This window comes from Micromonospora sp. NPDC048839, from assembly GCF_040649915.1.
Taxonomy (GTDB): domain Bacteria; phylum Actinomycetota; class Actinomycetes; order Mycobacteriales; family Micromonosporaceae; genus Micromonospora.
The window spans coordinates 341,382-355,273 of sequence record NZ_JBEZGL010000003.1 but is presented as its reverse complement, the minus strand read 5'-3'; the positions used below and the strand labels follow the sequence as shown (position 1 = coordinate 355,273).

General features: G+C 72.9%; 10 protein-coding genes. 5 read left to right on the top strand and 5 right to left on the bottom strand.

Annotation, left to right across the window (positions count from 1 at the left end; translation table 11 throughout):
- The first annotated feature begins 44 nt into the window (after window positions 1–44).
- From AB0C25_RS07705 to AB0C25_RS07690, 4 genes are all read left to right on the top strand, one after another.
- Window positions 45–2,075 carry an NAD-binding protein gene (locus AB0C25_RS07705; protein ID WP_357370653.1) on the top strand — a complete coding sequence of 677 codons (2,031 nt, stop codon included), beginning with the start codon at window positions 45–47 and terminating at the stop codon, window positions 2,073–2,075.
- 271 nt (window positions 2,076–2,346) lie between these two features.
- Window positions 2,347–5,256, top strand: coding sequence for a BTAD domain-containing putative transcriptional regulator (locus AB0C25_RS07700; protein ID WP_357370651.1), 2,910 nt, complete (start codon window positions 2,347–2,349; stop codon window positions 5,254–5,256).
- Window positions 5,257–5,286: 30 nt separating this feature from the next.
- Entirely contained in the window at window positions 5,287–6,276 is a 990-nt protein-coding gene (locus tag AB0C25_RS07695) for an ATP-binding cassette domain-containing protein (RefSeq protein ID WP_357370649.1), read from the top strand.
- On the top strand, window positions 6,273–7,058 hold the full coding sequence (locus AB0C25_RS07690) for an ABC transporter permease (protein WP_357370647.1): 786 nt from the start codon (window positions 6,273–6,275) through the stop codon (window positions 7,056–7,058). Before AB0C25_RS07695 ends, AB0C25_RS07690 begins: the two co-directional genes overlap by 4 nt.
- A gap of 27 nt (window positions 7,059–7,085) precedes the next feature.
- On the opposite strand, the gene AB0C25_RS07685 is transcribed toward AB0C25_RS07690, so the two are convergent.
- Window positions 7,086–8,324, bottom strand: coding sequence for an APC family permease (locus AB0C25_RS07685; RefSeq protein WP_357370645.1), 1,239 nt, complete (start codon window positions 8,322–8,324; stop codon window positions 7,086–7,088).
- Window positions 8,325–8,334: 10 nt separating this feature from the next.
- Entirely contained in the window at window positions 8,335–9,081 is a 747-nt protein-coding gene (locus AB0C25_RS07680; RefSeq protein ID WP_357370644.1) for a phosphatase PAP2 family protein, read from the bottom strand.
- A gap of 102 nt (window positions 9,082–9,183) precedes the next feature.
- On the opposite strand from AB0C25_RS07680, the gene AB0C25_RS07675 reads away from it, so the two are divergent.
- Window positions 9,184–10,395 carry a DUF4032 domain-containing protein gene (locus AB0C25_RS07675; RefSeq protein ID WP_357370642.1) on the top strand — a complete coding sequence of 404 codons (1,212 nt, stop codon included), beginning with the start codon at window positions 9,184–9,186 and terminating at the stop codon, window positions 10,393–10,395.
- A gap of 308 nt (window positions 10,396–10,703) precedes the next feature.
- On the opposite strand, the gene nagA is transcribed toward AB0C25_RS07675, so the two are convergent.
- Genes nagA through AB0C25_RS07660 form a run of 3 tightly spaced genes read right to left on the bottom strand, consistent with a single transcriptional unit; the run spans window position 10,704 to window position 13,755 of the window.
- A complete protein-coding gene (nagA, locus tag AB0C25_RS07670) occupies window positions 10,704–11,813 on the bottom strand; it encodes an N-acetylglucosamine-6-phosphate deacetylase (protein ID WP_357370640.1) in 1,110 nt (369 codons plus the stop codon).
- On the bottom strand, window positions 11,810–12,829 hold the full coding sequence (locus AB0C25_RS07665) for an ROK family protein (protein WP_357370637.1): 1,020 nt from the start codon (window positions 12,827–12,829) through the stop codon (window positions 11,810–11,812). Before AB0C25_RS07665 ends, nagA begins: the two co-directional genes overlap by 4 nt.
- Window positions 12,826–13,755 (bottom strand): sugar isomerase, encoded by a 930-nt coding sequence (locus AB0C25_RS07660; protein WP_357370635.1) that lies wholly within the window; start codon window positions 13,753–13,755, stop codon window positions 12,826–12,828. The genes AB0C25_RS07665 and AB0C25_RS07660 overlap by 4 nt, the downstream gene beginning before the upstream one ends.
- Between the last annotated feature and the right edge of the window lie 137 nt (window positions 13,756–13,892).

Sequence of the window (13,892 nt, the reverse complement as noted above, 5' to 3'; positions counted from 1 at the left end):
CGGACGGGGTCGCCCACCGTGGCCGTGCTGATTACGATCCGGGCATGGCGGAGCCGTGGCGGGACCGGGCGCGACGGGCGGTCGAGTGGAACTGGCGGCTACGGTCGGTAGGTGATCCGCGCCCGCACTACGTGATCTGCGGGAAGGACGCGCTCGCCTACTACGTGGCCCGGGCGATGCTCGAATCCGAGCTGCCGGCCGGCGGGGCGCGGGTGACGGTCGTGGTGCCGGAGCGTTACCGCAGCAACGGCCCGGACGTGGCGGGGTTGCGCGGTCTTCGGGTGGTCCGCTCGGATCGGCTGGACGTGGCCACCTTCGAGGCCGCCGGCCTGGCCGGGGCGACCGGGCTGGCCCTGCTGCACCAGGACGACGTCGGCAACCTGCACGCGGCGCTCTGCGCGCAGGCCGTCGATCAGCAGGTCCGCCAGGTGCTGCGGATGTTCAACGGCACCCTCGCCGACGGTGTGCGCAAGCTGATCAGGGCCCCGGTCGAGGTGCTCTCCGACGCCGAGATGGCCGCGCCGGCCTTCGTGGCCGCCGCGCTCGGCGAGGTCGACCCCAGTTCCTTCCAACATCGGGACAAGACGCTCCGGGTGGCGCGGCGCGCCGACGTCCGCCCGCAGGACGTGGTCTGCGCCCTGGCCCACCTCACCGAGGCGCAGGGGGTGGAGCTGCTGCCGGCCGAACAGGCCGGCGCGGACCTGGTGCTCGCCGAGGCGACCGGTCAGCCGCCGGGCACCGAGGTCGCCGCCCGTCGGCTGGTCCGGGCCCGCCAGCGACGTCGTCCGGTCACGGTGCTGCTGGGAGCGGTACGCGGCTTCGCCACCCGCAAGATCGGCGTCGCGGTGATGTTGGTGCTCGCGGTGATCGCGGTGCTGGGGGCGCTGATCTCCCGCACCGAGGAAGCCTCCCCACTGGAAGCCCTGTACCTGACCCTGGTCACCACGCTCAGCGGCGCCGACCCGGACACCACCAAGTCAGCCGGCGCGCAGATCATGCAGGTGGTGCTCAACCTGGCCGGCTTGGCGCTGATCCCGCTGATCACCGCCGTCGTGGTGGACGGCATCGTCAACGCCCGGCTGGCCCTGCACACCGGCCGGGTGCAGCCCGCGCGGGCCGGGCACGTCGTACTGGTCGGCCTGGGCAACGTCGGCACCCGCGTCATGGCGCAGCTCCGCGAGTACGACGTCGAGGTGGTGGCGATCGACAAGGATCCGGAGCCGCGCGGTGGTGCCCTGGCACGTCAGCTGGGGGTGCCGCTGATCGTCGGTGACGCCGCGCTGCCGGAGACGCTGGCCGCCGCGTCGGTTGTCGACTGTCAGGCGCTTGTGGTGGCGTCCACCGACGACGTGGCCAACCTGGAGGCTGCGCTCGCTGCCCGCGACCTCCGCGCCGACCTGCGCGTGGTGCTGCGGCTCTTCGACGGTGACTTCGCCGAACGGGTGGAGGAGACCTTCGCCCTCGGGGTGTCCCGCTCGGTCTCCTACCTGGCCGCCCCGGCCTTCATCGGGGCGCTCACCGAACGCGCGGTGATCACCACGATCCCCGTCGACCGGCACGCGCTGCCGGTCGCCGAGGTGCCGGTCGCCGCCGGCTCCGAGCTGGACGGCCGACCGCTGGGTGTGGCCAACCGGGACGGGCAGGTCCGGCTGATCGCCCGCACCCCGGCGGGCGGCACCAAGACGATCTGGTGGAAGGACCTCGACCCCCGACAGGTGATCTTCGCGGGTGACCGGTTGACGGTGGTTGCCCGTCGGCGCGGCCTGGACTGGCTGACCAGGCAGTGCGCCCCGCCCGCCCCGGGCAGGGTGCCCGTGCCATCGGGTCACGTCGGGTCGATGCCGCGCGGTGTACCCACCCCGTCCGGTGCCATTTCGGCTGGTCGCGCCGTCGGCGGGGAGTCGTCCGCGCCCGCGGTGTTTTCCGGAACGCCGGCGGCGCCTACCGATCAGGAGGTCGCCGCCTCGGCACCCGGCGCTGCCCACCCGGTGCCGACCTCGCCGTCGCCGGCGGACGATGGCCCGGTGCCTCCGGCCCGAGGCGCGGGGGCGGAGCACCGACCGAGCGAATCGTAGTAACCAGCAACTACGGCCAGAGCGACAGCGGCAGGGACGACTCGACCAGCGCCCCAGTTACCTGGTCGAGCGGTATACCTGTGAGTCATAACTATGACTCACAGGTATACCGCTCAGCAGCACGAACGCGGGCCGGCACGATGGCGGGCCAGTTGGCCGCGCCGGCTTGCCCGGGGGCACGTGGTGCGGGACTTCGACCGCTCTCGGCGGCGAGCGAGCTTCGACGGCCAGCGGCTTCGTCGGTCGTTGCCACTGAGTGACAATCAGTGCCATGCGTTTCCGCGTCCTGGGGCCGACCCAGGTGTTGCTGGCCGACGGGCGTGAGATTCCCGTCGGCGGTCCGCGGCTGCGCGCGCTACTGGCGCTGCTGCTGCTCGACGCGGGCCGGGTGGTGTCCGCCGAGCGGCTGATCGACGGTCTGTACGGCGAGCACCCGCCGCGGGGGGCCGCCAACGCGCTCCAGTCCCTGGTGTCGCGCCTGCGTCAGGCGCTGCCCGCCGAGCACACCCCCGTCGAGTTCCACCCGGCCGGTTACCGGCTCGCCGTGGATCCCGCGGACGTCGACGCGTACCGGTTCGAGCGGCTCACCGAGGCTGGGCGTCGCGCGCTCGCCGGCGGTGACCAGCCGCGCGCGGCGGCCGTGTTGCGCGAGGCGCTGGAGCTGTGGCGCGGTCCCGCCCTGGCCGACGTCATCGACGTGGCTGGCGTACCCGCGCAGGCGGCCCGGCTGGACGAGCTGCGGCTGGCCGCCACCGAAGACCGGATCGAGGCGGAGTTGGCGCTGGGCGGGCACGCCGAGCTGGTCCCGGAGCTGCGGCAGCTCGTCGTGGCGCAACCGCTGCGGGAGCGACCGCGAGGCCAACTCATGCGCGCCCTGTCCGCGCAGGGCAGGCCGGCCGAGGCGCTGGCCGAGTTCGAGGACGCCAGACGCAGCCTGGCCGAGCAGCTCGGGGTCGACCCGTCGGCGGCGCTGGCCGCGATCCACCTGGCCGTGCTGCGCGGCGACGACAGCTCTGCCGTGCTGCGCGGCGACGAGAGTTCCGCCGTGCGTCCGACGACCGAGCGGGCGCTGCCGAGCCAGCTCACCACGTTCGTCGGGCGGGAGGAGGAGCTCAAGCGCGTTGGGGAGTTGCTCGGCGAGCGCAGACTGGTCACCCTCACCGGCCCCGGGGGAGCGGGCAAGACCCGGCTGGCCATCGAGGCGGCGGGCCGCGCGGACGGCGAGGTCTGTTTCGTCGAGCTGGCCGGGCTGGCCGACGGGTCGGACGTACCGCAGGCGGTGCTGAGCGCGCTCGGTCTGCGGGACGCGGGTCTGCGGGCCCCGGCTGAGCCGGGCCGACAGTCCACCGACCGGCTGGTCGAGGCGCTTGCCGAGCGGCGGCTGCTGCTGGTGCTCGACAACTGCGAGCACGTCATCGCGGACGCGGCCCGGCTCGCCGCACGACTGCTGGGCGCGTGCCCGGCGCTGCGGGTGCTCGCCACGAGTCGCGAGCCGCTCGGGCTGGCCGGCGAGGCGTTGTGCCAGTTGTCCGGGCTGACCCTGCCGCCAACGGACACGTCGACGGAGGATGCGGACGACTACGCGGCGGTCAGCCTCTTCGTGCAACGGGCGGCTGACGTCGCACCCGACTTCACCGTCACACCGGCCAACGTCGACGTGGTGCTGCGGATCTGCCGTACCCTCGACGGCCTGCCGTTGGCGATCGAGTTGGCCGCCGCGCGGCTGCGGGCGTTGCCCGTCGCCGAGGTGGCCGCCCGTCTCGACGACCGGTTCCGGTTGTTGTCCATGGGCAGCCGGGCCGCGTCGCCCCGACACCGCACCCTCCGGGCCGTGGTCGAGTGGAGCTGGGACCTGCTCGACGACGCCGAACGGAGACTGGCCCGCCGACTGACCGTCTTCGCGGGAGGCGCGACGCTGGAGGCCGCCGGGAGCGTCACGGGCGTTCCCAGCGCCGAGTTCGTCGACGCGCTCAGCGGTCTGGCCGACAAGTCCTTCGTGGAGTTGAGCGGCGGCCGTTACCGGATGCTCGAAACGGTGCGCGCCTTCTGCGCCGAACGTCTCGCCGAAGCCGGCGAGGCCGACCAGCTACGCCGTGCGCACACCGCGTACTTCCTGGAGTTCGCCTGGACCGCCAGCGACCACCTCCGGCAGGTCGAGCAGTTGCACTGGCTGCGGCGGCTCGACGCCGAGCGGGACAACCTGCACGCGGCGCTGCGCCGTTCCACCGCGGCCGGTGACGCGCCCGAGGCGGCCGGGCTGGTCGCGGCCCTGTCGTTCTACTGGTGGCTGCGTGGCATGCGGGGGGAAGCGGCCCGGTTGGCCGCCGCCGTCCTCGACCTGCTGGGGGACGAAGCGCCGTCCGGGCTGCACGAGGAGTTCGCGCTCTGCGTCTACAACACCTCGCTCGCCGGCGCCGGCCACCTGCCGTCGCTCGGCACCCAGCGGTCCGTGATCCGCAGCCTCGACCGGCCACCTCGACAACCGTTCCTGCTGTACCTGTCGGGGATCTCGACCGGGCCGCCTCCCGGCGGCGCCGACCACGTCGAGGAGCTGATGCGGGAGCTGCGGCAGCTGGTCGGCCCGGACGTGTGGATCAACGCGCTCGGCGCGATGGGGAACGGCTCGGCGCTGATGTGGAGTGGCGAGTGGGACCGGGCCAGGGCCGCGCTGAACACCGCGCTCGACGACTTCCGGAGCACCGGGGACCGGTGGGGCTGCATGATCACGCTCGGTGCGCTCGGTGAACTGGCTGCCTGGCAGGGTGACCCGGAGACGGCGGGCGCCCACATGGACGAGGCCATGGGACTGGTCGAGGAGCTCGGGTCGGCCGTCGACCAGGCCGACATGCTGCGGACCAGGGGCGAGATCCGGCTGCGGGCCGGTGACCTCACCGGGGCGCGGGACGACTTCGCCGGTGCGCTGCTCCTGGCGCAGCGCAGCGGCGCTCCCGAGTTCGTGGCCAGTGCCCGTCTCGGCCTCGCCCAGGTGGCCCGGCTGCGCGGCGACCTGGTCGAGGCGAGACGGTTCTGCGAGGAGGCCCTGGTGGGTGGGCTCACCGGGTGGTACGTCGGCGAGGCCACCCGAGCGGAGATCATCTTGGCCCTCGACGAGATCACCAAGGCGGAGCGGGCCGGAGCGGCGGGCCGGCCCGGTGCGCCGCCGTCAGCGGACGGTGCGTGATCCGTCAGCGCCCGACCGCACCCTGGCGGCATGACGACATTCGACGTGACAGCCGAGGGGCTGGGCAAGCGGTACGGCCCAACGCGGGCACTGGACACCTTCGACCTGGCCGTACCGACCGGCACGGTGTACGGACTGCTGGGGCCGAACGGCGCCGGGAAGACGACTGCCGTACGGATCCTGACCACGCTGCTGCGCTTCGACGCCGGCCGGGCCACCGTGGCGGGGTTCGACGTGCGGCGTCAGCCGGACGAGGTGCGTGCCCGGATCGCGTTGACCGGTCAGTACGCCGCGGTCGACGAGATCCTCAGTGGCCGGCAGAACCTGGAGTTGTTCGGCCGGCTGTTCCGGCTGGGTCGGCGGGCGGCCCGCCAACGCGCCGACGAACTGCTGGAACGGTTCGGGCTGGACGAGGCGGCGAGTCGGTCGGCCGGTGAGTACTCGGGTGGGATGCGCCGCCGGTTGGACCTCGCGGCCAGCCTGATCCGTACACCGCGGGTGCTCTTCCTCGACGAGCCGACCACCGGCCTGGACCCGCGTAGCCGCAACCAGGTGTGGGACCTGGTCCGTGGCCTGGTCGCGGACGGGACCACGGTCCTGCTCACCACGCAGTACCTGGAGGAGGCCGACCAGCTCGCCGACCGGATCTCGGTGATCGACGCCGGTCGGGTCGTCGCCGAGGGGTCGCCGGACGAGCTGAAGTCGATGACCGGCGGCGACCGGATCGAGGTGGTGGTGCGGGATGCGGCCGACCTGACCCGGGCTGCCCGCATCGTCGCGTCGATCTGTGCCGCGGAGCCGGAGCGCGATCCGGAGGTGCGGCGGCTCAGCGTGCCGGTGGCCGACCGGGTCGCCGGGCTCATCGACGTGGTGCGGGCGTTGGACGAGGCCGGTGTCGCGGTGGAGGACATCGGCCTGCGGCGCGCGACGTTGGATGAGGCGTTCCTGTATCTGACCGGGCACCGACCGGACGAGGCCCGCGAGCCCGTCGGCGTTGGCGGAAAGGCGGACGTGGCATGACGGCTGCGGTGACCGACGGCTGGACGATGACCAGGCGGAACATGATCCACGTGATCCGCGCACCGGAGGAGCTGATCCTCTACTTCTCGCTGCCGATCATGTTCGTGCTGGTCTTCGGGTACGTGTTCGGCAGCGGCATGCAGGTGGCGGGTGGTGGCAACTACCGCGAGTTCCTGCTGCCCGGGGTCTTCGTGATGACGATGCTGTACGGCCTCGGCGCCACCGCGACCGGCGTGGCGCTGGATCTCAGCCGGGGTGTCGTCGACCGGTTCCGGTCGATGCCGATGGCCCGGTCCGCCCTGATGACCGGCCGCAGTGCCGCCGACCTGCTCCGCGCCCTGCTGGAGATGTCCACCCTGCTGGTTTGCGGCCTGCTCGTCGGGTGGCAGTGGCGGCAGGGTGTCGGCAAGGCGTTGCTCGCGGTCGGGCTTCTCCTGCTGCTCCGGATCGCGATCACCTGGGTCGGGATCTACCTGGCGCTGCTGGTTCGCAACCCGGACACGGTCGGCGTGATCGTCTTCCCGGCGGCGTTTCCGTTGAGCGCGATCTCGAATGTCTTCGTGTCGCCCGAGTTGATGCCGTCGTTCATCGGGACGATCTCGGAGTGGAACCCGTTGTCGGCCACCGTCGCGGCGATCCGCGAGCTGTTCGGCAACCCGGGCCTGGGTGGCGACTCCTGGCCGGCGGAGCACGCCGTGCTGTTGGCGGTGCTGTGGCCGGTGCTGCTGATCGCGACGTTCGCGCCGCTCGCGGTGGGACGGTACCGGCGGCTGAGCCGCTGACCCCTGGCCGCCGGTGGCCTGCTCAGGTCACCGGCGGGCGGGGCGCAGCGCGTACCAGGCGGCACCGGCGGCCAGCACGCCGAAGCCGGCGAGGACGCTGCCGGTCGGCAGGTTGACCGCGAGCAGCAGACACCCGAGCAGCCCCACCCCGGCGAGTACCTGTACGGGCAGCCGCCGGCCCGGCTCCCGGCCCAGTGTCAGCGCCGCCGCGTTGGTGATCGCGTAGTAGACCAGCACGGTGCAACTGGAGAAGCCGATGGCACCGCGCACGTCGCCGAGCAGCACCACCACGATCACCACGGCGGCGACCGCCAACTCGGCCCGGTGCGGCACCCGGTGCACCTGGTGCACGGCGGCCAGCGCGCCGGGCAGGTCACGACGGCGGGCCATCGCCAGGGTGGTCCGGCCGACCCCGGCGACCAGGGAGAGCAGGACACCGACGACCGCGATGGTGGCCCCGGCGCGGACCACCCAGGCCAGGCCGGGCAGCCCGGCGGCGGTCACCACGTCGACCAGGGGCGCCGCGGAACCGGCCAGCCGGTCGGCGCCGAGCACACCGAGTGCGATCACGGCCAGCACCAGGTAGCTCGCGAGCACCACCCCGAGCGCCAGCGGCACCGCCCGGGGGATGGTCCGCTGCGGGTCGCGGACCTCCTCGCCGAGCGTGGCGATCCGCGCGTACCCGGCGAACGCGAAGAACAGCAGCCCGGCGGCGGTGACCACGCCCCGGGCGGAGCCGCCGGGCTCGCCGAGCCGTTCCAGGTGCACCGGCCCGCCCACCAGGCCGACCGCCGCGACCAGGGCCAGCACCGCGAGTACCAGCGCGACCAGGGCTCGGGTCACGGTGGCCGTCTTGCCGATGCCCCGCAGGTTCACCGCGGTCACCGCGAGCACCGCGCCGACGGCGACCAGTCGGGCCTGCCCCGGCCACAGGTACGCCCCGATGGTCAACGCCATCGCCGCACAGCTCGCCGTCTTGCCGACCACGAAGCCCCAGCCGGCCAGGAAGCCGGCGAACGGCCCGAGGCGCTCCCGGCCGTAGACGTAGGTGCCGCCGGACTCCGGGTAGCGGGCCGCGAGCCGCGCCGAGCTGGTCGCGTTGCAGAAGGCGATGAACCCCGCCAGCACCAGCGCGGGCAGCAGTCCGGCGCCCCCTGCCGCCGCCGTGGCCGGGCCGAAGACCACGAAGACGCCCGCGCCGAGCATCGAGCCCAACCCGATGACAACCGCATCGGGTACGCCGAGCCGCCGCGACAGTTGATCCACAGCCCGAAACCTAGGGGTACGAGGTGAACGGCCGGTCCCAGGCGCGTAGCCGGCCGGGGAGCGGCACGTCGTCCCACGGCACCCGGTGCAGCAGCCGGTCCAGGAACAGCCCGATCAGCAGGGCTGCCACGCCGTCGGTGAGCCAGTGGAAGTTCAGGTAGGTGGTGGTGACCAGCAGGATGGCCGGCGGGGCGAACCGGATCAGCCGGTGCACCCTCGGGTGCAGTCGCCCAGCCGTCAGCGCGGTCAGCAGGACGGCTATCACCCCGTACCAGAGGATCGCGTTGACGACGTGCCCGGACGGGTAGGACAGGTCGTACTCGGTGGGCGGCAGGTCGTTGAAGATCCGAACCGACTGGGTCGGCGGCAGATCGGAGCTGGGCGCGGCCCGGTCGGTCAGGACCTTGAGTGGCCCGACCGTCAGGTAGAGCAGCACGAAGGCTCCCGCCACCAGCAGCAGCGGCCGCACGGTGCGGCCCCGCCAGGCCACCGCCACGGCGAGCGCTCCGGCGAGGGGCGTCAACAGCCAGCCCCCCTGGCCGATGAGGTTGAACGCCCGTGCCGTCCAGTAGATCGGTGCCGGGTGGTGGGCATACGCCCATTCCCGGACCGCCAGGTCCAGCCCGAGCAACGCACCTGTGGCGAGGGCCACGGTCACCGCACCGAATCCGACCAGCAGCAGGGCGTCGAACCACCAGCCGGCCGGGCGGACGGGCCGTAGCCGCAGGTCACGTCGTACCGCCGTGGGTTTGAGCACGCGACCACGCTACCGGCCCGGCGCGAGGCCGGGGTGTTCGGCGCTGTGTGCCCAACCACGATGTGAGGCGGATGTGGGGGGCGAGGCGTCATGCTTGTGCCCGTGCGGATCACGTCTGCCCTCGTGGACCCGGCGCTGCTCGACCTGCCCTGGTCGACACCGCTGGAGGAGTGGCCTGCCCAACACCTGGTGGCTCTGCCGCAGGGCATCTCCCGACACATCGTCCGGTTCGTCCGGCTTGGCGACTACGTCTACGCGTTCAAGGAGACCCGCGAACGGATCGCCGAGCGGGAGTACGACCTGCTCCGGGCCCTGGAACGGATCGACTTCCCGTCGGTCGAGGCGGTGGCCGTCGTCGCCGACCGGCAGGCCGAGGACGGGGAACCCCTCGAATCGGTGCTGATCACCCGGCACCTGCAGTTCTCCCTGCCGTACCGGGCGCTGTTCTCGCACACCCTGCGGCCGGAGACGATGAGCCGCCTGCTCGACGCGCTGGCCGCGCTGATCGTGCGGATGCACCTCACCGGCTTCTTCTGGGGTGACTGCTCGCTGTCGAACACGCTGTTCCGGCGGGACGCTGGCGCGTTCGCCGCCTACCTGGTGGACGCGGAGACGGGCGCGTTGCACAACTCGCTCTCCAACGGTCAGCGCGGTGAGGACCTGGAGATCGCCCGGGTGAACATCTTCGGCGAGGCGTTGGACCTGCAGGCCGCCGGACTGCTGCACGAGTCCATCGACCCCGAGGTGGTCTGCGAGGAGGTCGTGCAGCGCTACGAGCGGCTCTGGCACGAGATCACCTACGAGCAGGCGGTCGAGCGGGAGGCCCGCCACGACATCGAGGGTCGGATCCGCCGCCTCAACGAGTTGGGCTTCGACGTGGCCGAGGTGGCCATGTCCTCCATCGACGACGGGCGTTACCTGGTCCGGCCGAAGGTCGTCGACGCCGGCTACCACACCCGGCGGCTGCTGCGGCTGACCGGTCTCGACGCCGAGGAGAACCAGGCGCGCAAGCTGCTCAACGACCTGGACGCCTACCGGGCGGAGAGCGACCTGATCGACGAGCAGCAGGCCGCGCACCGCTGGCTCACCGAGGTCTTCGAGCCGGTGGTCCGGGCCGTTCCCGCGCACCTGCGCCGCAAGTTGGAACCGCAGGAGCTGTTCGCGCAGATCATCGAGCACAAGTGGCTGCTGTCCGAGCAGGCCGGTCGGGACGTCGGGATGCGCCACGCGGTTCAGTCCTACCTGGCCGACGTGCTTGTGCACCGCCCCGACGAGCAGGCCGTCCTCGGCGTCGACGTCCCGGCTTTGAGCTGATCCTCCGCTGGCCCTCCGCCTCGGGCGGTCCGACCTGCCTTCGTTAAAACGGGCTGGATCGCCGGGCAGGCTGGGGTGACCAGTGTGGTTGGTGGCCCCTGTAGAGCTGCCCCAGATATGGGGCAGCTCTACAGGCCGCCAAACAGGCATGGCTTCCGGCGTCGCGGCGGCCGGGCATGGCCCGTGGCGTCGCGGCGGCCGGGCATGGCCTGTGGCGTTGCGGCGGTCAGGCACGGCCTCCAGCGGCAGACTGCCGTCGAGCGCTGTCACGCAACCGATGGCGGCAAGCGCGCAAGAAGGGCTCGCGCTCACTCCACCCAGGTGCCGCCGCGGAGGACCCGGACCACGTTCAGGTCGGCGTCCAGCACCACCAGGTCGGCGCGGAGGCCAACCTGGAGGGAGCCCACCCGGTTGCCCAGGCCGATAGCGCGTGCCGGGGTGGTGGCCACCATCCGCGTCGCGTCGGCGATCGGGATTCCGGCACTCACCGCGTGCCGCAGCGCGGCGTCCATGGTCAGCGTGCTGCCGGCGATGGCACCGTCCCGGGCGAGTCGGGCCACCCCGTCGGTCACGGTGACGGCCTGGCCGCCCAACTCGTACTCGCCGTCGGGCATTCCGGCGGCGGCCATCGCGTCGGTGATCAGTGCCGCACGGTCCGGACCCGCGGTCGCGGCCACGAAGGTCAGCATGCCGTCGTGCAGGTGCACCCCGTCGGCGACCATCTCGCAGATGACGGTGGGCGCGTCGAGCAGGGCCACCACCGGCCCCGGCTCGCGGTGGTGCACCGGGCGCATCCCGTTGAACAGATGGGTGCCGACACTCGCGCCGGCGGCGACCGCGGCGCGGGTCTGTTCGTACGTCGCGTCGGTGTGCCCTACCGCCGCCACCACCCCCTGTGCGGTGAGCAACTTGATCGCCTCCAGCGCGCCGTCGCGTTCCGGTGCGAGGGTGACCATCCGGACAGCGCCCCGGCCCAGCTCGATCAGCTCGGTCAACTCGTCGGTCGACGGGTCGCGGAGGTACTCCGGGTTCTGCGCCCCACACCGGGCCGCGGAGAGGTAGGGGCCTTCGAAGTGGACTCCGGCCAGCACACCCTCGTCGACCAGCGGGGCGAACGCCTCAGTGGCCGTGCGCATCAGCGGGAAGGGCGCGCTGACCAGGCTCGCCAACAGGGTGGTCGTGCCGTGTGCGAGGTGGAACCCGGCCGCCGCTCGGGCCTCGTCGGCGTCCCCGGTGGTGAAGGTGTGCCCACCACCGCCGTGGGTGTGCATGTCGACGAAGCCGGGCAGGATCCAGTTGCCGTCCCGGACCGACGGATATTCGGCGACCGCGGTGATCCGATCGCCGTCCCACTCGACGCAACCCTGTCGGATGACACCGTTCGGGGTCACCACTCGGCCGTCCACCCGCACGGTCATCGCTCCTCCTGATTGTCACGGACGCGTACGGCGTCATGGTCACGGACGCGTAGCGCGTCATGGTCACGGACGCGTAGCGCGTCCAGGGCGAGCAGGGCGGCGCCGAGGCAGCCGGCCTCGTCGCCGAGGGCTGCCGCGACCAGCCGCGGCTCCCGGTGGAAGGTCATCCGCTCGTGCAGCGCCGCCCGCAGTGGGACAAGCAGCCGGTCCCCGGCCTGGGCCAGACCGCCGCCGAGCACGATCGTCGCCACGTCGAACAGAGCCTGCCCGGTGGCGAGGCCGTCGGCGAGCGCCTCGACCGCCTCCTGCCAGACCTGGCCGGCGAGTTGTTCGCCGGCTGCGGCCCGTTCGGCGACATCGGCCGCCGACACGGGAGCGCCCGCTGCCTCGCCCGCCAGTTCGGCGTAGCGGCGGCCGATGGCGGCGGCCGAGGCGACCGTTTCCAGGCAGCCGGGCCGACCGCAGCCGCAGCGCGGGCCGTCCGGCCGGACCAGGATGTGGCCGATCTCCCCGGCGGCGCCGTGCGCGCCGACGGACGCCGAGCCGTCGACCACGTGGGCGGCGGCGATGCCGGTGCCGATCGCCACGAACAGCACGTGCCCGGTGCCGCGCCCGGCACCGAGCCGTGCTTCGGCGAGGCCACCGACGCGCACGTCGTGACCGAGTGCCGTGGGCAGTCCGAGCCGTGTCATCGCCAGGTCCCGCAGGGGTACGTCCCGGAAGCCCACGTTCGCCGACCAGACCGCGACGCCGCGCGCCTCGTCCACCACCCCGGGTACGGCGATGCCGACCGCGATCGGCGTGAGCCCGTCGGCGCGGGCCTTGTCGGCCAGCCCGGCAGCCACGTCCAGGATCGTGTCGACCACGGCCGCCGGGCCGCGCGCGGCCTGGGTGGGGTGCCGCTCGGTGCGTACCGCGACGCCGTCCGGTCGGACCAGGGCGCACTTCATGCCGGTGCCGCCCACATCCAACGCGACGACGACCTGGCCGGTGGCCCCGGCGTCGCCGCTGGTCACGCCAGCACCACCGACCGGGTCAGGTGTCGGGGCGCGTCCGGGTCGAGGCCTCGGCTGGTCGCCAGCGCGACCGCGAAGCGTTGCGCCAGGATCAGGTCGGCCATCGGGTCGACCGGGGTACGACCGGCGGACCAACTGCCCAGCACCGTGCGCCAACCGTGCGTGCGGCTGTGCACGAAGGCCGCCCCGGTGGCGGCCACATCCTCGGGTAGTCCGTCGGGTAGCTCGCCGAACGCCCAGACCAGTCTGCCGGGCGCACCGATCGAGATGGGGCCGTGCCGGTAGTCCATCGCCGGGTACGCCTCGGCCCAGAAGGTGGCCGCCTCACGGCACTTCAGCGCTGCCTCCTGCGCCAGACCGATCGTCCACCCCCGACCGAGGAAGGTGGCCTGCCCGATGGTGGCCGGGTCGATCGGCAGTGGGGATCGCACCGCCACCTCGGCGTCGGCGGCGAGCGCGGTCACCGGGTCGCCGAGGTGAGCCCGGAGCAGGGCGAGTGCGGTGGTCGCGAAGCGGGTCTGCACCACCGACCGCTCGTCGGCGAAGGGCATGGTCACCGCGGCGGTGGCCAGCTCGACCGCCGGGGACGCCGGGTCGCCGACGATGACCGTGGTGGGGGTCTGCCCGCGCAGCGCGGCGAGAAGCTCCAGCACCTCCGTGGTGGTGCCGGAACGGGTGATCGCGATCAACCGGTCGTAGCGGCGCCCGGCGGGGAACTCGGACGCCTGGAACGCGTCGGTCTCGCCCTGGCCGGCCTGCTCGCGGCGGCCCGCGTACGCCATCGCCATGAACCACGACGTGCCGCAACCGACGACGGCCACCCGCTCGCCGGGGCGGGGCAGGTCACCGTGGACGACGCCGGCCAGTACGGCTGCCTCCCGCCAGCAGTCGGGCTGGCTCGCGATCTCCGCGTCCACGTACGCCATGGGAACTCCTCGCCGGTGCGCAATACGGCTCGTTAGGCACGCATTTCGCGCGTCATTCTGCGCGAACGGCGGTGGTCGTGGCAACTGGCCGACCGATCGCGCAGATCAGCCTTTTGCGTAAGCCTAGTTTCGCGCAC

Excerpts from the sequence above, each read along its gene's own strand:
- AB0C25_RS07705 (WP_357370653.1), top strand. The coding sequence starts at position 45 with ATGGCGGAGCCGTGGCGGGACCGGGCGCGACGGGCGGTCGAGTGGAAC.
- AB0C25_RS07700 (WP_357370651.1), top strand. The coding sequence starts at position 2,347 with ATGCGTTTCCGCGTCCTGGGGCCGACCCAGGTGTTGCTGGCCGACGGG.
- AB0C25_RS07695 (WP_357370649.1), top strand. The coding sequence starts at position 5,287 with ATGACGACATTCGACGTGACAGCCGAGGGGCTGGGCAAGCGGTACGGC.
- AB0C25_RS07690 (WP_357370647.1), top strand. The coding sequence starts at position 6,273 with ATGACGGCTGCGGTGACCGACGGCTGGACGATGACCAGGCGGAACATG.
- nagA (WP_357370640.1), bottom strand. The coding sequence starts at position 11,813 with ATGACCGTGCGGGTGGACGGCCGAGTGGTGACCCCGAACGGTGTCATC.
- AB0C25_RS07660 (WP_357370635.1), bottom strand. The coding sequence starts at position 13,755 with ATGGCGTACGTGGACGCGGAGATCGCGAGCCAGCCCGACTGCTGGCGG.